Origin of the sequence: Mesorhizobium sp. BH1-1-5 (assembly GCF_020165615.1) — a bacterium.
In the GTDB taxonomy this organism is placed as follows: Bacteria; Pseudomonadota; Alphaproteobacteria; order Rhizobiales; family Rhizobiaceae; genus Mesorhizobium.
The window spans coordinates 210,284-228,728 of sequence record NZ_JAIUIM010000003.1; the positions used below are offsets into that span (position 1 = coordinate 210,284).

Consider the following 18,445-nt stretch of genomic DNA (forward strand, 5'->3'; position numbering starts at 1 on the left):
TCAGGCCGCCTCGTCGACCAGCATGGCGCCGGTCGGCAGCCGCCCCATGACCGAGACCGCTTCGGAGGTCGAGGCGACGTCGCGCATCGGCGTCGCGTTCAGCCTGGCGACGAGCAGGATCTCGTCGGCCATGGCGACCAGCGGCAGGACGTTGAGGTCGTCGGCCAGCGCGCCGCCGTCGACGACGACGAGCTCGAAACTGTGATTGGCCTCGGCCAGCATGCGGTGGGCGAAATAGAGCGCCTGGGCTTCCTGGAACACCGCGGTCGGCCGGCCCCTGCCGATCAGCGCCACCGAACTGCCGGGCGCATAGCGGCTGACCGCGTCGAGTGGATATTCGCCGCGCAGCACGTCGAGCACGCCAGGCTGCGGGTCCTTCTGGCCCTTGCCTGCATTGATGTCGATGAACAGCACGCGGCGGCCCCTGGCCGCCGCTGCATTGGCGAGTTGCCATGCAACCCTCGACCGCTGCGCCTTGTCCTCGGGCGGCGACGCGACCAGGATCGAGGGCACCAGCGGCCAGTCGGCAGGACGCCTGGTGGCGGCGGCGATGCGCTGCAGCGCCATCCCCGCCACGGCGTCGGTCTTCTGGGCGGCGGCACCGGAGCGGCGGCGTCCCCTGCCCGGCAGCACGCCCAGCACCGGCGCCTCGATGGCCGACTGCATCTGGTTGGCGGACAGCACGGTCGGCGAAAGATATTCGGCGATCAGCGCCATGCCGACGCCCAGCGCCAGCCCGCCGAAGATGGCGCCGAAGACAAGCAGCCCCTTCGGCGGCCAGCTCTTCTTCAGCGCCGGCATGGCCTGCGAGATGATGCGGGCATTGGTGCTGTTGACGCTGGTCTGCTCGCGTGTTTCCTGGGCGCGCTGCAGGTAATTGGCATAGACGGTGCGCAGGGCGTCGAGATCGCGCTGCAGCTCGCGCAGCCTCACCGACGCCTGGTCGGTGTCGAGCGACTTGCCCTTCAGCGACGCCACCTTGGCCTCCAGTTCCTTCTGGTTGGCCAGAGCTCGCTGGTAATCCGTCTCGGCGGCGGTGACGAGGCGGCCGAGCTCGCGCGAAATCAGCTTGCGCAGGTCGCTCAATTGCTGCTGCGCCGAGATCATCGAAGGATGGCGCGGCCCGAGCGCGGTGCCGAACTGCGAGATCTGATCGACGAGCGTCGCCTCCTGCGCCCTGAGGCTGGCGATGACCGGCGAGCGCAGCGCCTCGGAGGTCGCGTCCGGCGCGCTGCCCTGCCGGCGCAGCTGGTCGACCTGGGCCTTGAGTTGCGCGGTTCGGGCCTGGGCGGCGGTCAGTTGCGTGTTGAGGTCGGTCAGCTCCTGGTCGCTGACCAGGTTGCCGGCGGCCATCACCATGTTGTGCTCGGCCTTGTAGGTCTCGACGGCGTTGGCCGCCTGCTCGACGCGCTTGCGCTGGTCTTCCAGCCGGGCGCTGATCGCATCGGAGGCGTCGGCGGCGGCCTTCGATCGCGCTTCCGCCTGGTCGTCGAGATAAGCCTGCGCGATGGCGTTGGCGAGCTCGGCCGCCAGATCGGCGCTCTTGGCGGTGATGACGATGTTGAGGACCAGCACCTTGTCGTCGCGCTTCACCGCCAACCGGCGGCGCAGCGAATCGAGCGTTTGCGCCGTCCTGTCGCCGTCGTCGGAACCAAACAACATGCCGAGCCACCGGCCGAGCCCGCCCTGCCCGTTGAAGTCCGGGTCCTCGGCCAGGTTGGTCGCCTTGATGGCGCGCAGCAGGACGCCGTTCGATTGCGCCACGCTCACCTGGCTTTCGACCTGGGTGATGCCGCCATCGGGCGAAATGCGGCTTGGGTTGACGTCGTTGGTGACGACCTGAAGGTCCTGCGGGTCGATGATGATCTGCGCCGTCGAGGAGTAGAGCGCCGGCGTCAGGAAGCTGTAGGCAAGCGTCAATGCGGTGAGCAGCGCCGTAATGGCGAGGATCAGGAAGCGGCGCCGCAGCAGGATGCGACCGAGATCGCCAAGTTCGACCGTGGCCTGCGCGGGAGCGTGCGCATAATAGGCCGGCACCGGGGCGACCGCCTCCGGAGCGTTCTGCTGAGGCACCATGAGCAGGGGTGGTTGCAAAGGTCGCTCCGACAACGCTCCATCGGCCGGCAAGATGAGAAATGCGGCGTTGGCCTAGCTATTCCCGGCAACGATTAAAACACTGTTAATTATGTTCATAAATTGACGCCGTGCTGGCACGAAGTTTGCACCAACACAGTTGAATTTAAGTGCAGCCCAATTGGAGACATCGTGCGCATGCGGCGGAAGCTTGACCTGGCCAGCCGGGTCGCCGGCACCGGATATGAGTCGCCCGGGGGTTGGCGATGCGCCTGACCCTGCGCCTCAACGGCGATTGCGTGCGCGCTTTCCACGTGGCGCTGGCCGAGCGGCTGTCGCTGTTGCCCGGCATCGAGCTTGCCATCGAAGCCCGTCCGGCGGCGGGCGGCGTGCCGCGCAGCGCCGAGGCGCTGTTCCAGCTTGAGACGCTCATCCATCGACTGCCCGCCAACGGGACGGCAAAGCGTGTGCCACTTTCGACGTTGGCCGGCCATGCGAGACCATCCGCGCCGGCCGATCTCACGGTCGATCTCATCGGCGACGTCGAGCCGCAGGGCCGACGGGTCTGGCGCCTCGCCTATGACGGCGTTTGCGGCGAGGAAGCCCTGCTGGCGCTGATCCTTGCCGGCCGCACGCCGCTGGCCCGCCTGGAACAGAACGGCGCGACGGTTTGCGAAGGACGGCTCGGCACCGAGTATCACGGCATTGCGCTGGCTTCGTTCCAGGACATGCTGGCGCGCACCGCCAGCCTGATCGTCGCGGCGGTCAACGGCGCCGCACGCTCGTCGCTTCCGGTGCTGCCCGAACCGTCGTCCGAGGCGTCTGCCCCGGCCATGCCGTCGGCCACGAAGCTCGGCGTGCGTGCGGCCAAGGCGACGGCGCGCCGCATCGTCCAGCAGATCTATCATCTGTGCTACAACGCCCCGCATTGGCGGGTCGGCTGGCGCGAGACCGGAGGCAAGGACCTCTACGAGCTGCGCGCCCATCCGCAATCGGGCTGGCGCGACCTGCCCGACGACGGCAGCCGCTTTTACGCCGATCCGTTTCCCGTGTTCTATCGCGGCCAGGTGACGCTGTTCGTCGAGGACTATATCCACCGCACCGGCAAGGCGATCCTTTCGGCAGTGGCTTTCGGGCCGAACGGACCGGCAGGTACCCCGGAGCCGGTGCTGGAACTGCCCTATCACCTGTCCTACCCCTTCGTGTTCGAGCGCGACGGCGAGATGTGGATGGTGCCGGAGGGCTCGGCCAACCGTACGGTCGATCTCTACCGCGCCACCGCCTTCCCTGGCGGCTGGGTGAAGGAAGCGACGCTCCTGTCGGACATCGTCGCCAGCGACGCCACGCTCACCGAGCATGGCGGGCGCTGGTGGATGTTCGCAACCGTGCGCGACGGCGGCGGCGCCTTCTCCGACCAGTTGCATCTGTGGTCGGCGCCGGATTTCCGCGGGCCGTGGACGCCGCATCCGAAGAACCCCTTGCTGATCGACATCGCCTCGGCGCGGCCGGCGGGCCGCATGGTCAGCCGCGGCGGCCAGCTCCTGCGCCCGGTGCAGGACTGCCGCAGGAGCTATGGCGCCGCGCTCGGCATCGCGCGCGTCACGCAGCTTGACGATGCCGGCTTCGAGCAGGTCGTCGAAACGATCCTCAACCCCGGCGCAGGCTGGGCCGGCCGCAAGCTGCACACGCTCAACGAGGCGGGCGGGCTGGAATTCATAGATGGTTCGGCGATGGCGCCGCGCTGGAAACGCACGCAGGGGCAGGATTCCATGCCTTCAGGCGGCGGAGAAAAGACATGAGTGCCGCAGAAGATCGCGAGACGCCTGCCGTGCCGCCTGGCCGGTCCGAGGTCGACGTGGCGATCGTCGGCGCGGGGCTCGCCGGAACCGTGCTGGCGTTGTCGCTCGCCAAGGCGGGCCGGAAGGTCGCGCTGGTCGATCCGCATCGCATCCACCATGACGAATTCCGGGCCGAAAAAACCCGCTCGGAGCAGATGGGGCTATTCGAGAAGCTCGGGCTCGGCCCGGTCTTCAGGTCCCTCGCCACGCCGATGACCGATCTCCATGTCTTCCGCTTCGGCCAGTTGTTCGAGCGCAAGCAGGCCTGGGAATACGCCTTTTCCTACACGCCGCTGGTCAACGGCATGCGGCAGGCCCTGCCCGCGCAAGTGCCGCTGACGGTGGGCAAGGTCGCCGAGGTCTCGACCGGGCCGGACCGGCAGCGCCTGGCGCTTACCGACGGCTCGGTCATCGATGCCCGCCTCTTGGTGGTGGCCACCGGTTACAGCGAGGCGGTGCGGCGCGCCATCGGCGTCGAGCGCGTCGAGGAATCGAAGGCGCATTCGCTGACGATGGGATTCGATCTCGCGATCTCGCCGCAGGAATTCGGCCTGCAGTCGCTCACCTTCTACGGAAGGCGGGTCGCCGACCGCATTGCCTTTCTTACCATCTTCCGGATCGGCGAGCGGCTGCGGGCCAACATGTTCGTCTACCGGACCGTGGCCGATCCGTGGGTGCGTACGTTCCGCGAAAACCCGCAAAAGATGCTGCTGGAACTGATGCCGGAGATTGCCGCGCGATGCGGCAACTTCGCGATCGCCAGCGAGGTGGAAGTGAGGCAGGTCAGCCTGACGACGACGCGGGGCCACCGCCGCGACGGCGTCGTCTTCATCGGCGATGCGTTCGCCACTACCTGCCCGGCGCAAGGCGACGGCATCCACCGGGTGCTCACCGATGTCGATTGCCTCAGCTCGACGCATATCCCCACCTGGCTGGAGACGCCCGGCATGGCGGCCGACAAGATCGGCGCTTTCTACGACGATCCGGTCAAGATCGCCGCCGACGAAAGAGCCATGCGCGCCAGCATCTATGCCAGGCGCATCAACACCGAGACCGGGCTTGAATGGCGCCTGCGCCGCCTGCGCAACAACACCGCGCGGCACCTGATGATCTTCGCTCGTCGGTTCCGCGAGGCAGGAAAACCGCGTGACGCCGCCCCTGGCGCAAGAGAAGCTGCTTTCGATCACACCGACAAGACAGCCCAGGAGTTGCACGCCGGACCGCGCGTGGGAACATAATCGTGAGTGAGCTTACCAATCCGTAAGTCGCGATCCCTGGCGAAGCTGGTTTAGATCGCACTGAGCAGTGTCTCCTGCTCGGCGGGCCAGCACTCCCGTCACACCAATGGCCCGCTGCCGCCTTTATTGGCTCGGCAGTGGGCTATCGGGCGGCGGCTCTCACAAAGCGGGTTAACCTAATTTTTCATTGCTACCCTGCTCGCGTGTGGGTTGCTTGAGATTGTTTCAGCTACTCGTGATGTTCACTCGCGTGGGCTGTGGAGCAGAAAATGAACACCGCGCAGAGCCGCGAAACGCCCGCCGCCCAGGCAGGCGCGGCCGAAGTCGAAGTGGCGATCGTCGGCGCCGGGCTGGCGGGCACGAGCCTGGCCGCGGTGCTGGGCAAGGCCGGCCGCAAGGTAGCGCTGATCGATCCGCATCTGGTCCATCACGACGAGTTCCGGGCCGAGAAGATCGGCATGAAGCAGATGGGGCTGTTCGAGAAGCTCGGCCTCGGCCCGGTCTTCAGGTCCCTCGCCACGCCGATGACCGATCTCCATGTGTTCCGCTTCGGCCAGTTGTTCGAGCGCAAGCAGGCCTGGGAATACGCCTTTTCCTACACGCCGCTGGTCAACGGCATGCGGCAGGCCCTGCCCGCGCAAGTGCCGCTGACGGTGGGCAAGGTCGCCGAGGTCTCGACCGGGCCGGACCGGCAGCGCCTGGCGCTTACCGACGGCTCGGTCATCGATGCCCGCCTCTTGGTGGTGGCCACCGGTTACAGCGAGGCGGTGCGGCGCGCCATCGGCGTCGAGCGCGTCGAGGAGTCGAAGGCGCATTCGCTGTCGATCGGATTCGATCTCGCGATTTCGCCGCAGGAATTCGGCCTGCAGTCGCTCACCTTCTACGGAAGGCGGGTCGCTGATCGCATTGCCTTTCTTACCATCTTCCGGATCGGCGAGCGGCTGCGGGCCAACATGTTCATCTACCGGACCGTCGCCGATCCGTGGGTGCGGGCGTTCCGCGAGGACCCACAAAAGATTCTGACCGAGCTGATGCCGGAGATTGCCGCGCGATGCGGCAACTTCGTTGTCGCCAGCGAGGTGGAAGTGAGGCAGGTCAGTCTGACGACGACTAAGGGCCACCGCCGCGACGGCGTCGTCTTCATCGGCGACGCATTCGCCACGACCTGCCCGGCGCAGGGCGACGGCATGCACCGGGTGCTTACCGATGTCGACTGCCTCGCCTCGACGCATATCCCCGCCTGGCTGGAGACGCCCGGCATGGCGGCCGACAAGATCTGCGCTTTCTACGACGATCCGGTCAAGATCGCCGCCGACGAAAGAGCCATACGCGCCAGCATCTATGCCAGGCGCATCACCACCGAGACCGGGCTTGAATGGCGCCTGCGCCGCCTGCGCAACAACACCGCGCGGCACCTTATGATCCTCGGCCGCAAGATGCGCCGTCGCGAAGGATTGCCGGCGCCGCGCGCGGCGTAAGGGAAAACCTGGCTTTTCGTCGCCCCATGAAATGGGGAGAGGCGGCTCGGCGAAGCCGAGACGGAGAGGGGAGCGTCCTACGAAGGCCCCCTCTCCGTCCGCTCCGCGGGCACCTCTTCCCCGCCTCTGGCCGGGGCGAGGCACCCGAGCCTTCGCATGCGGCGATTGGCTGTATCGGTCGCTTCGCCCTATCTTCAGACTCCAACAGGGATGACGAAGATGACGCATATCCGGGCGATGACGCGCAACGACCTCACCGATGTCTCGCGGCTGCTCGGCCAATCCTGGCGGCGGACCTATGCGCCGATCATGGGCGACGAAACCGTTGCCCGGCTCTCCGACGAGAAGCATGCGCCGGACAGGCTCGCCGCAGACCTCGAGGACGAGGACATCATGTCCTTCGTCGCCGAACGCGCCGACGGCTCGATCGCCGGCTACGCCATGGCGGCGATGGACAAGAAAGGCGACGTGATGCTGGAGCGGCTCCACATCGAGCCGCAGGCGTTCGGCAGCGGCCTCGCGGTCGACCTTTTGCACGCGGTGCTCGCCGCGCATGCCGGCATCCCGAGCATCGCGCTGGAGGTGATCGAAGGCAATGACCGCGCCATCGCCTTCTACCGCAAGCACGGCTTCGAGGTGGTCGAACGCCGCGAGGCCGCGCATGGCGTCGGGGGACATGCCTCGCTGATCATGCGCCACATGCTGCCGCGGGCTTAGAGCTTTGTTTTTGCCGCAATTCCAGGCGGAAAACCGCTCACACTTTTCCTGGAATTGCTCTAGATCAGGCAGCGGCCCGCATGCGCAGCGCCTGCATGACGCTTTCCTCGAAAGCGCCTGGCACTCTTCCTGCCTCGGCCAGCTGGGCCGCATCCCAGCTCCGGCTGAGGCTTCCATCGGCCATCAGCACCGCGCGGTTGCACAGCGCCGGCACCGCCTCCACCACATGGGTCGAGACGATCACGGCGTGACGGCCGCTCGCGCAAAGCGCGGCGATGACACGCTTGACCTCCCAGGCGGCGACCGGGTCGAGGCCGTTCAGCGTCTCGTCGAAGATCAGAAGCGGCGGCCGACCGAGAAGCGCTGCGACGATGGCGGCCTTGGCGCGCGTGCCAAGCGAATATTCGGCGATCCGGCGGTCGATCCGGCGCCCGAGCCCGAGCCGCTCCAGGAGGTCGCCGCTCGGCAGGTCGCCGCTTGGCAAGTCGCTTGGCGCGCAGCCACGGATCGAGGCGACGAGCTCGATATACTGACGTCCCGAAAGCGGCGCCGGCAGTTCGTGCGGCTCGATGGCGAGGCCGAAGCCGGCCTTGGCGCGTTCCGGCGCGGCGGCGAGGTCTATGCCGTCGATCGTCACGGTGCCGCCGATCAACGGAATCTGGCCGGTGACCGCCCTGATGAGCGTCGACTTGCCCGAGCCATTGGCGCCGAGCAGCCCGAGAATATCGCCCCGGCGAAGCGAAAGATCGATGCCGCGAACGGCAATGCGTCCGCGATAGCCGGCGCTGAGTTCCCTGGCGGCGAGGACTTCATCCATTGCGATACCTCTGTCGGGTTCGGTGCCACAAGAAGAACACCAGCGCGGCCAGACCGATCAGCACGGTGCGGCCATATTCCAGCGTCTCGTAGCCGGCATAGGCGAGCGCGCCGGTGAAGCTCAGCGTGGCGACGAAGGGTGCGTTGAGGAAATAGGCGCCGAACACCGCATAGGCGGCATTCAGCACCAGCAGCCAGAGCCCGCCCGCCATCGGCACGGCCCACGCCGACGGCTCGGCCGCAAGTGCCGCGCCCGCCGGCAGCAGGAAGAAGGCGAGCGACAATTGCAGCGGCAATCGCACCAGCCGCAGCCAGACGCGGGTGAAGCCGATGGGCGCCGTGCGCAGCACCGGCGAGCCGAGCGGCTGGCAGCGCAGGCTGAGCATGAAAACGAGGATGCCGCCGGCGAGACCCGCGACCGCCGCCGGGGCGGCCGTGCGGCCCGCCAGGCTGGCCCATCCGCCAAGGACGGCGCCAAGCGCAAGCAGCAGGCCGGCGCCGGCCAGCTTCCATGACGGCCGTACATGACCGGCCGGCAGCCTCCAGGCCCAGCTGGAAAGCCAGCTTGGACGCGCCCGGTCGAGGCGGCGCAGCCAGGGCTTTCCGACCGGCGCCGCCTCGCTTGCCGCCTCATCGAGGAGAAAGCGTGGCCGTTGCAGGCGCCAAAGAGTCGTCGTGCCGAAGCCCAAGGCAAACAGGATTGCCGCACCCAGGCCCCAGACCGGCGCCAACGGTTTTTCGATGACCGCGCAGGCGAAGCCGACCGACATGGCGATCATCAGCATGAGTGGGAAGCCAAGCGCGAAGGCTCCCACCCCCGCCATGCGACGGCGCTCCGCGGAAACGAGCGGCAGCGCCTTGAGGAAGGGCGCAAAGGCGCGAGAAAGGCAAAGCCGCGACATTGAATTGCCGGCCAGACATCCCAGCACGGCGAAAATGATTGGCAATCCGAGCATCCACAGAAGCTGGTCGTGCAGCAGTTTCGGCGTCGCGGCACGCAAGGCGACGACGATATCGGCGACCGCATAGGCCAGAAGCCCACCGCCGCCGAGCGCAATCCAGGCGAGATCGCGACGCCGCATCGCGCGCAGGCCGGCGACCAGCTCGCGCCATAGCAATATCAGGACAAGCCTGTCGTGCCGCATAGAACCGCGATTCCATTCCTCGCTCGCCAAGCAAAGCCAGGATTGCGCCGCCAATAGGGCGATTGATGGAGAGCCGCGCGGGCGTACGGCCGATCTCACCCCTCAAGCCGAGCGGCGCAGCATCAGTTCGGCGTTGAGCAGGACGCGCGCGTTGTCGCGCTTGGCGGCCGGCGCATTCTCGTCCAGCCGCCGCAGCAGGAGCTCGATCGCCAGGCGGCCGATCTCGTTGTAGTTCTGCGCCACCGTCGTGATCGGCGGGCAGGCATAGCGCGACAAGGGATGGTCGTCATGGCCAGCGACGCGCAGGTCGCAATCGGCGCCGTGCCCCACCTTCAGGCCGAGCTCATAGGCGGCGCTGATGACGCCGAAGGCGATGCGGTCGTTGGCGCAAAGCACGGTCCTTGTGGGGAAGCCCTGCCCTTTCAGGATGCGCAGCGCCTCGTCATGGCCGAATTTCTCGAAATCCCAGGAACCCGCATCCTCGACCGCCACGATCGAGGACGTCATCTTGAACCCACGCATGGCCTCGACATAGGCCTCCTGCCGGGCGGAGGCGTTGTTGTTGACCAGCGGCATGGCGAAGTAGCAGGGCGGCTCGCCGGAACGGCAGAGATAGTCGACGATCAGCCGGAAGCTCTGCCGGTTGTCGGTGCCGACGAAGGACGAGGTCTCGTCGAGCGGCGAGTCGACATAGATCAACGGGATCGAGGCGCCGAGCTCGGCCAGCACGCGATGGTGCGAGCGCACGCCGAGCGGCGCGATGATGGCGCCGGCGATGTTCATCGACCGGAACGTCTGGATCACCTGGTCCTCCATCTCGGCGCGGCCGTCGGATGAGAGCACGAAGGCGAGGAAGCCGGCCTCGTTGGCGATCGTCTCGATCCGGCGCGTCAGCGCCATGTAGAACGGGTCGGTCGAATTGGGGATGATGACGCCGAGGATGTTGGAGCGGCGGCGGTTCAGGTTGACCGCGAACATGCTGGGGCGGAAGTCCGACTTCTTCAGCGCCGCCTCGATGGCGCTGCGCGTGTTCTGCCGCACCGAAGCGGGATCGTTGAAGTATTTCGAGACCGTGGTCCGGGACAGGCCGACAAAGGCGGAAAAATCCTCCATCGTCCTGATCGTCTTTGCCATCCTTCTGCCCCTGTCGGTAGCGCCCTCACGACTGTCTACTTGAGTCATCTCGCAACGCAAAGGCGGGCAATCGCGCTCTCCTAGTGCATTTCACCGTTTCACGGAAACGGCGAAACGCCCTATCTCCTTGTTTTTACGCAATTCCGGACGGAAAACCGCTCACACTTTTCCTGGAATTGCCCTAGTCAAGCCTCGGCCGAGAACTGGACCTTCATCGTCGCCGGATTGCCGCCCTTGGCGAAGAAAGGCAGCACCTCGCCCAGCGGCAGCCGATGGCTGACCAGCCTCGCCATTGTGCCGTCGTCGCGGCTCAATATCTCCAGCGCCTGCGGGATGTTGCGGTTCAGCGAATGCGAACCGGCGAGCCTGATCTGGCGGCGGAAGATCTCGAACGGGGCGACCGCGATCCTGGCGTCGGGCGCGCAGACGCCGAAGACAAGAGCGGTACCGCCATCGGCGGTGAGACCGACCATGCCTTCGACCACCTCGGCGATGCCGGTGGCGTCGGCGACGAAGTCGAAACTTTTCGCCCGCGCCGCGACGTCCTGCGATCCCGACACCAGCGGCTCCAGCCCGAGCGAGGCGGCGAAGCCGAGACGCGGCTCGCTGATATCGACCACCGCGACTTTGGCGACGCCGCTCGCCTTGAGCGACAAGGCCATCAGCAGCCCGATCGGCCCGGCGCCGAAGACGAGCGCGTTGCCGGGCACGTGACCGCCGGCCCCTACCCCGGCCGCGCCAAGACCGTTCAGCACACAGGCGAGCGGCTCGGCGAGCGCCGCCGTTTCGAAAGCGAGATCGCCGATGGCATGGAGATGATCGACGGCGACGAGGCTGTATTCGGCGAAGCCGCCATTTTCGGTTACGCCATAGGCCTTCAGCGTGGCGCAAAGGTTGGTGAGGCCTTTGCGGCAGGCCGGGCAGTGGCCGCAGGGGATGTTGGGATCGACGGCGACGCGATCGCCCGGCTTCACCGCCGTGACGTCCTCGGCGACAGCCTCGACCGTGCCGGCATATTCATGACCGGGCACCAGCGGAAACGCGCCCGAACCGTAGCGGCCGTGCAGCACGTCGATATCGGTGTGGCAGAGCCCCGCCGCGCGCACCCGCAGCAAAGCATGGCCAGGCCTGATCGCGGGCATGTCGAGCTCCGCCATGCCGGCATCGCCGGCCGCGGCAAATCGGATGGCCTTCATTGTCGTCTCCTGTTTCGACGCAATTCCGGACGGAAAACCGCTTCACACTTTTCCTGGAATTGCTTCGTTTTGTTTCGACGCAATTCCCGACGGGAAACCGCTTCACACTTTTCCTGGAATGCTCCGGTGCCTCAGCTCATCCAGTTGCCGCCGTCGACATTGTAGGTCTGGGCCAGGATGTAGTCGCTGTCGGACGAGGCGAGGAACACGGCCAGCCCGGCAATGTCCTCAGGCCGCGCGAAACGGCCGATCGGCACCGATTTCGCCACCGCTGCTTTCTTCTCGCCGGGCTTCAGGCCCTCCCATTTGGCGAAATGAGCATCGACGACTTCCCAGTGCTCGCCATCGACGACGCCGGGCGCGATCGCATTGACGTTGATGCCGTGCTTGACCAGCGCGAGCGCGGCCGACTGCGTCGCCGAGATGATCGCCGCCTTGGAGGCGCAGTAGAGCGTCACCAGCGCCTCGCCGCGGCGGCCGGCCTGGCTCGCCATGTTGATGATCTTGCCGCCACGACCGCGCGCGATCATCACGTTGGCCACCGCCTTCATCACGAAAAGCGGGCCTTTGAGATTGATGCCGAAGACGCGCTCGTAGCTCTGTTCGGTAATGTCGGTGATCGGCGCCATATCGAAGATGGCCGCATTGTTGACCAGGATATCGATACCGCCGAACTCGCGGTCGATTTCGGCGACGACGCTCTCGATCGCGGCAAGGTCGGTAACGTCGAGCTTCCTGGCGCTTGCCGCCGGACCGATTTCCCCGGCCGCCCGCGTCGCGCGTTCGATGTCGATATCGGCGATCACCACTTTCGCGCCTTCGCGTGCAAAGGCCTGCGCGAAACCGAGGCCGATGCCGCGCGCGCCGCCGGTGATCAAGGCGATTTTGTCCTTCAGCTTCATTGCAGTTTCCAATTCTTCCGCGTTTCGAAAATTGTGTCGGGCGCGAGGGCGTTGTCTGGTCCGCTCACGAGGAACGCACGGACCCACCTTTGCTCAAGCAATCGAAAGAAGAAACGCCATGCGCTTTTCTCGAATTGCCAGGCGGATCCGCGCATCCTCCGGCCGGCCGCAGGGGAGTTCCGCGGCGGGCCGGATGGCCGGGAGGCGGCGCACGTTCCGCTTCCCGGCCTGAGCGGGCCTGTCTATTTGATGTAGCCCGCCTCCTCCATCGTCTTCTCGACGGAAGCCTGGACTCCGTTCAGCGCGTCATCCACCGACTGCTCGCCGGTGACGGCCGCCGCGATCGCCTGGCCGACCTGCGTGCCGATGCCCTGGAACTCTGGGATGGCGACGAACTGGATGCCGGTATAGGGCACCGGGTCCTTGGTCTGCTTGGTCGGATCGGCGGATTCGATCGCGGCAAGCACGGTCGCGGCAAAGGGCGCCGCCTTCTGGTAATCCGCGCTGGCATAGGTGGACTTGCGCGTTCCAGGCGGCGCCGCGACCCAGCCTTCGGTCTCGCCGACGCGCTGGACATAGGCTTTCGAGGTCGCCCATTTGACGAAGGATTTCGCCGTGTCCGCCTTCTTGGTCGAGGTCGGGATAGCCAGGCTCCAGGCCCAGCCCCAGGCCGACCCGTTGGGCGTAACCGCGACCGGGGCCTTGGCGAAGGCGACCTTGTCGGCGACCTTGCTCTGCTTCGGGTCATAGACGCGTCCGGCGGCCGACGTCGCGTCGATCCACATCGCGCAATGGCCCGACGCAAACAGCGTCTGGTTCTCGTTGAAGCCGTTGGAGCTGATGCCGGGAGGGCCGTCCTTCTTCATGGTGTCGACATACCAGCCGATCGCCTTCTTCCACGCATCGGAATTCAACTGCGGCTTCCAGTCCATGTCGAACCAGCGGCCGCCGAAGGTGTTCACCAGCGTGCCGACGAAGGCCATGTTCTCGCCCCAGCCCGGCTTGCCGCGCAGGCATAGGCCGTACTGTTCCTTAGACTTGTCGGTGAGCTTGTCGGCGAATTCGGTGATCTGGTCGTAGGTCGGCTGCTCCGGCATTTTCAGGCCGGCGGCATCGAACAGGTCCTTTCGGTAGAGCGTGAAAGAGCTCTCGGCATAGAACGGCACGGCATAGAGGTTGCCGTCGACGGTCAGGCCTGAGCGCACCGGCGCGATCAGGTCGTCATAGTCGTAGTCGGCGCCGAGATCGTTGAGCGGCGTCAGCCAGCCGGCCTTGCCCCAGATCGGCGTCTCGTAGCCGCCAATCGTCATCACGTCGAACTGGCCGCCCTTGGTGGCGATGTCGGTGGTGACACGCTCGCGCAGCACGTTCTCTTCCAGCACCACCCAGTTGACCTTGTTGCCGGTCGCCTTTTCCCACTCCGGCGCCAGTTTCTGCATGATGATCATGTCGCCATTGTTGACCGTGGCGACCGTGATTTCCTCCGACAGGGCAACGCCTGCCATCAGCGCCGAGGCGGCAGTGGCCGCGGCGAGAATTCCCATAAGCCTACGCATTGGCATTCCGTCTCCTCCTTTACGAATGCGCATGAAAAACTGAACATGCGTGTATATTCTATTGCGCTATCGGAACACTTAGTCAAGCCCCGCAGATGCAACCCCTGCCGCACTCTTCGCCGTGACAGGATTTCGCGACCAAACCGGAAATGCACTCCGGGCTCGACAAAAGTGAACATGCGTATAGTTTTTGTTGACATCGCCGTCGCCACGATTTACCTCGATCGAAGTCCGGCGCTATCGTGAACCGCTCGCGCCGGTCCGGCTGGGGAGAAGGAATTGCATCAATGAGCCGAGGGGAGATTGCCGCCGAAGCGACCGGGCCGACGATCGTCGCCGGCGAGATCCTGGTCGAGATCATGGCGAGCGAGCGTGGCCAGGGCTTCCTCGAACCGCTGGCGCTGACCGGCCCCTACCCCAGCGGCGCGCCGGCCATCTTCATCGACCAGGTGGCGAAGCTCGGCGGGGGCGCCGGCATCATCGCCTGCGTCGGCCGCGACGATTTCGGCGCCATCAACCTGGAGCGGCTGCGCCACGACGGCGTCGACGTCTCGGCCGTTTCGGTCAGCGACCGCTACCCGACGGGCAGCGCCTTCGTGCGCTACAGGCCCGATGGCGGCCGCGACTTCGTCTACAACATCGCCGAATCCGCCGCCGGCCGCATCAGCCTGACGGCCGAAGCACGGCGGCTGGCCGACGGCGCCGGCCATCTGCATGTCATGGGCTCCGCGCTCTCGATCGCCGGGCTGAAGGAGATCGTCGCCTATGCCGTAAACGCCGTGCGCGCCCGCGGCGGCTCGACCTCGTTCGACCCGAATGTGCGCAAGGAACTGATCGACGACGCCGACGGCGCGCATTTTTCCGTGCTGGTCGACGACGCCGACCTGCTCTTGCCCTCCGGTGACGAGTTGCTCGCTGCGGCCGGCGTCGAGGACGAGCGGCAGGCGGTGGCGGCGTTGATTGCGCGCGGCGTCGGCGAGATCGTGTTGAAGCGGGGGGCTGCCGGCTCGACCCGCTTCGGCGCCGACGGCAGCCGCACCGACTGTCCCGGCTTCGTGGTCGAGGAAGTCGACCCGACCGGCGCCGGCGACTGTTTCGGCGCGACCTATCTCACCTGCCGGCGCAAGGGCATCGAGCCCGGCAAGGCGCTGCTCTACGCCAATGCCGCCGGCGCGCTCAACGTGACGCGGCTCGGACCGATGGAGGGGCTCGCCGGCTTCGACGCGCTCGACCGGTTCATTGCCGGCACGGACCGGGCCAAATGACGATGACGACCAATCCGCTTCAAGGCCTCGCCACCGCCCGCCGCAACGGCAAGCCCTACGGCATCACCTCGGTCTGCTCGGCTCATCCGCTGGTGATCCAGGCGGCGATCCGGCGCGCCGTGGCCGACAAGAGCGCGTTGCTTCTGATCGAGGCGACCTGCAATCAGGTCAACCAGTTCGGCGGCTATACCGGCATGACGCCGGATCTGTTCGTCGCCTTCGTGCAAGAGATCGCGAGCCGCGAAGAACTCCCCGCCTCGCGCATCATCTTCGGCGGCGATCATCTGGGGCCGAACCCGTGGAAGGCAGAGCCGGCCGCGCAGGCGATGGCCAAGGCCGAGGCGATGGTTACGGCCTATGTCTGGGCGGGCTTCAGCAAGATCCATCTCGATGCCTCGATGGGCTGCGTCGGCGAACCGGCGGCGCTCGACGACGAGACCATCGCCACTCGCGCCGCGCGGCTGGCCAAGGCGGCGGAAAAAGCGGCGCGGTCGCGCGGCGGCGCCATGCCGCTCTACATCATCGGCACCGAGGTGCCGGTGCCCGGCGGCGCCGACCATGCCATCAGCGACCTGAAACCGACAGAGGCCGGGGCGGCGCGTCGTACCATCGACATCCATCGCGAGATTTTTGCCCGCGAGGGTCTGGAGGAAGCGTTCGGCCGCGTCATCGCCGTGGTCGTGCAGCCTGGCGTTGAGTTCGGCAGCGAGAACGTGGTCGCCTACAGGCCGGAGGCATCCGCTCCACTGACCGCCCTGCTCGGCCAGGAAACCGCTTTCGTCTACGAGGCGCATTCGACCGACTATCAGAGCCGCGCGGCGCTGACGGCGCTGGTCGCCAACGGCTTTCCGATCCTTAAAGTGGGGCCGGGCCTGACCTTCGCGCTGCGCGAGGCGCTTTACGGACTGGATCTCGTGGCCTCCGAAATGGTCTCCGGCTATGGCGAGCGCTCGCTTGCCAAGGCGATGGAAACGCTGATGCTTTCGGCGCCCGGCCACTGGCGCAGCCACTACCACGGCAACGACAAGCGCCTCTATCTGCAAAGGCATTACAGCTACAGCGATCGCATCCGCTATTATTGGAGCAACCCCGCGGCAAGCGTCGCCGTCGCACGCCTGTGCGAAGCGCTGAGCGGCGTCGCCATTCCCGAGACGCTGATGCGGCAGTTCCTGCCGACGCTGCCAACGGAACTCGGCGCGGCCGGCAATCCCGAGGCGATCCTGCTCGCGGCCGTCGACCTGGTGCTTGCCGACTACGACGCCGCCTGCCGCCAGGCCTGACGCTGGACGCTTGCTCTCCCAGCCCTATAATTTAGCCGGATCGCAAATTCGGCTGGAGAGAAATGCATGAGCCTCGGCAAACAGAAACTCGGCAGCCAAGGGCTCGAAGTCTCGGCCATCGGCCTCGGCTGCATGGGAATGAGCCAGGCCTATGGGCCGGCCGACGAGGCGGAGTCGATCGCGACGATCCACCGGGCGATCGAGCTCGGCTGCACCTTTCTCGACACGGCCGAGGTCTACGGGCCCTTCGTCAATGAAGAGCTGCTTGGGCGCGCGCTGAAAGGCCGGCGCGATCAGGTGACGATCGCGACGAAATTCGGCTTCCGCATCGTCGACGGCAAGCAGTCCGGCACCGACAGCCGGCCCGAACACATCCGCGAGGTGGTCGAGGCTTCGCTCCGGCGGCTCGGCACAGACCGCATCGACCTCTTCTACCAGCACCGCGTCGACCCCGCCGTCCCGATGGAAGACGTCGCGGGCGCGGTCGGCGAATTGGTGACCGAGGGCAAGGTGCGCTTCTTCGGCCTGTCGGAAGCCGGCATTGCCAACATCCGCCGCGCCCATGCCGTCCATCCGGTCTCGGCGCTGCAGAGCGAATATTCGCTGTGGGAGCGCAACCTCGAGCCGGAGATCATCCCGGCGCTGAAGGAGCTGGGCATCGGGCTGGTGCCGTTCGCCCCGCTCGGCCGCGGCTTCCTCGCCGGCGACGTCAGGCGCGCCGAAGACTATCCCGAGGGCGATTTCCGCCGTGGCGACCCGCGCTACCAGGGCGAGAATTTCGACCTGAACGTCGCCGCGGCAAGCACGGTGCGTGACATCGCCGATGCCAAGGGCGTCAAGCCCGGCCAGATCGCGATCGCCTGGCTGCTCGCCAAGGAACCCGACTTCGGCATCGACATCGTGCCGATCCCCGGCACCAAGCGGCGGAGCTATCTGGAGGAAAATGTCGCGGCAGCCGACATCGCGCTGGATGCGACCGAGATGCTGGGGCTCGACATGGCGCTGACGCCCGACAAGGTGTCGGGGCCGAGGTATAACGAGCGGACGATGTCGCTGGTGGATCGGTAGTGATCGAGGTCGTCGGGACCATTGAACGTCGGCGCGAGGCCCCCCTCTCTGCCCTGCCGGGCAGAGAGGGGGTGACGGAACTCAGCTTCCACAGTTGACAACCGCCCTCACCCGCCCGAATGGGGATCGATGCTGTAGGGATACACCGGATAGCCCGGGCCGATCGCCTCGCCGACCCTCTCCACCCAGGCACTGACCGCCGGGTAATCGGCGAGGTCAAAGTCGCAATCCTCGGCGCGGTGGCCGTAGGCAAAGACGGCGATGTCGGCGATGGTCAGCGTGTCGCCGACCAGGAACGGCGTCTCCCGCAGGCTGCGCTCCAGCGCACCGAGTGCCCGCACGCCCGCCTCGCGCTTGCCGGCAACCAGCGCCTGGTTGCGCTCCAGTCGGCCGGTCAGCGTCCAGAAACGCAGCGAGCCGATGACGGGCTCGACATAATACTGCTCGAAGAACAGCCACTGCATCGCCTTGGCGCGAGCAAGCCGGTCTACCGGCAGATAGGGCGTTCCCTCCGCAACCAAAACGAGGATCGCGTTGGACTCGGCGATCGCCTGGCCATTCTCCACGGCAAGCACCGGAACGGCGCCCGCCGGGTTGAGCGTCAGGAAAGCCTCCGTGCGGCTCTCGCCCTCGAAGATCGATACCATGCGGGTTTCGTAGGCGATGCCGAGAAGCCCGAGCAGGACACGAATTTTCCAGGCATTTTGCGACGGGAGATAATCGTAGAGCGTGAGCATGA

15 protein-coding genes are annotated in these 18,445 nt (G+C 66.4%); 7 read left to right on the forward strand and 8 right to left on the reverse strand.

Translation table 11 applies throughout. From position 1 onward, the window contains the following. A complete protein-coding gene (locus LB572_RS05520) occupies window positions 1-2,094 on the reverse strand; it encodes a GumC family protein (RefSeq protein ID WP_224667006.1) in 2,094 nt (697 codons plus the stop codon). Between the two features lie 245 nt (window positions 2,095-2,339). On the opposite strand from LB572_RS05520, the gene LB572_RS05525 reads away from it, so the two are divergent. From LB572_RS05525 to LB572_RS05540, 4 genes are all read left to right on the forward strand, one after another. Next, window positions 2,340-3,872 carry a formyl transferase gene (locus tag LB572_RS05525; RefSeq protein WP_224667007.1) on the forward strand — a complete coding sequence of 511 codons (1,533 nt, stop codon included), beginning with the start codon at window positions 2,340-2,342 and terminating at the stop codon, window positions 3,870-3,872. After that, on the forward strand, window positions 3,869-5,149 hold the full coding sequence (locus LB572_RS05530; RefSeq protein WP_224667008.1) for an FAD-dependent oxidoreductase: 1,281 nt from the start codon (window positions 3,869-3,871) through the stop codon (window positions 5,147-5,149). Before LB572_RS05525 ends, LB572_RS05530 begins: the two co-directional genes overlap by 4 nt. 269 nt (window positions 5,150-5,418) lie before the next feature. After that, on the forward strand, window positions 5,419-6,627 hold the full coding sequence (locus LB572_RS05535; RefSeq protein ID WP_224667009.1) for an FAD-dependent oxidoreductase: 1,209 nt from the start codon (window positions 5,419-5,421) through the stop codon (window positions 6,625-6,627). Between the two features lie 219 nt (window positions 6,628-6,846). Continuing rightward, a complete protein-coding gene (locus tag LB572_RS05540) occupies window positions 6,847-7,344 on the forward strand; it encodes a GNAT family N-acetyltransferase (RefSeq protein ID WP_224667010.1) in 498 nt (165 codons plus the stop codon). A 64-nt stretch (window positions 7,345-7,408) separates the two neighbouring features. On the opposite strand, the gene LB572_RS05545 is transcribed toward LB572_RS05540, so the two are convergent. From LB572_RS05545 to LB572_RS05570, 6 genes are all read right to left on the reverse strand, one after another. Further along, window positions 7,409-8,161, reverse strand: a complete 753-nt coding sequence (locus tag LB572_RS05545; protein ID WP_224667011.1) for an ABC transporter ATP-binding protein — start codon at window positions 8,159-8,161, stop codon at window positions 7,409-7,411. Further along, on the reverse strand, window positions 8,154-9,305 hold the full coding sequence (locus tag LB572_RS05550; RefSeq protein ID WP_224667012.1) for a hypothetical protein: 1,152 nt from the start codon (window positions 9,303-9,305) through the stop codon (window positions 8,154-8,156). Before LB572_RS05550 ends, LB572_RS05545 begins: the two co-directional genes overlap by 8 nt. Window positions 9,306-9,407: 102 nt before the next feature. After that, window positions 9,408-10,418 (reverse strand): LacI family DNA-binding transcriptional regulator, encoded by a 1,011-nt coding sequence (locus tag LB572_RS05555; protein WP_224667125.1) that lies wholly within the window; start codon window positions 10,416-10,418, stop codon window positions 9,408-9,410. Between the two features lie 206 nt (window positions 10,419-10,624). After that, entirely contained in the window at window positions 10,625-11,635 is a 1,011-nt protein-coding gene (locus tag LB572_RS05560; protein ID WP_224667013.1) for a zinc-dependent alcohol dehydrogenase family protein, read from the reverse strand. Between the two features lie 131 nt (window positions 11,636-11,766). Continuing rightward, window positions 11,767-12,537, reverse strand: coding sequence for an L-iditol 2-dehydrogenase (locus LB572_RS05565; protein WP_224667014.1), 771 nt, complete (start codon window positions 12,535-12,537; stop codon window positions 11,767-11,769). Window positions 12,538-12,779: 242 nt separating this feature from the next. Further along, window positions 12,780-14,093, reverse strand: coding sequence for an ABC transporter substrate-binding protein (locus tag LB572_RS05570; RefSeq protein WP_140807523.1), 1,314 nt, complete (start codon window positions 14,091-14,093; stop codon window positions 12,780-12,782). A 287-nt stretch (window positions 14,094-14,380) separates the two neighbouring features. Between LB572_RS05570 and LB572_RS05575 the strand changes: the two genes are divergently transcribed. From LB572_RS05575 to LB572_RS05585, 3 genes are all read left to right on the forward strand, one after another. After that, entirely contained in the window at window positions 14,381-15,358 is a 978-nt protein-coding gene (locus LB572_RS05575) for a sugar kinase (protein WP_224667015.1), read from the forward strand. Further along, window positions 15,355-16,638 (forward strand): D-tagatose-bisphosphate aldolase, class II, non-catalytic subunit, encoded by a 1,284-nt coding sequence (locus tag LB572_RS05580; RefSeq protein WP_224667016.1) that lies wholly within the window; start codon window positions 15,355-15,357, stop codon window positions 16,636-16,638. The genes LB572_RS05575 and LB572_RS05580 overlap by 4 nt, the downstream gene beginning before the upstream one ends. Before the next feature lie 66 nt (window positions 16,639-16,704). Next, complete coding sequence (locus LB572_RS05585; RefSeq protein WP_140807521.1) at window positions 16,705-17,706, forward strand: aldo/keto reductase; 1,002 nt, start codon at window positions 16,705-16,707, stop codon at window positions 17,704-17,706. A gap of 107 nt (window positions 17,707-17,813) precedes the next feature. On the opposite strand, the gene LB572_RS05590 is transcribed toward LB572_RS05585, so the two are convergent. After that, the gene (locus LB572_RS05590) at window positions 17,814-18,443 is read right to left on the reverse strand and encodes a glutathione S-transferase family protein (RefSeq protein ID WP_224667017.1); all 630 of its coding nucleotides are present in this window, start codon (window positions 18,441-18,443) and stop codon (window positions 17,814-17,816) included. Window positions 18,444-18,445: the final 2 nt, after the last annotated feature.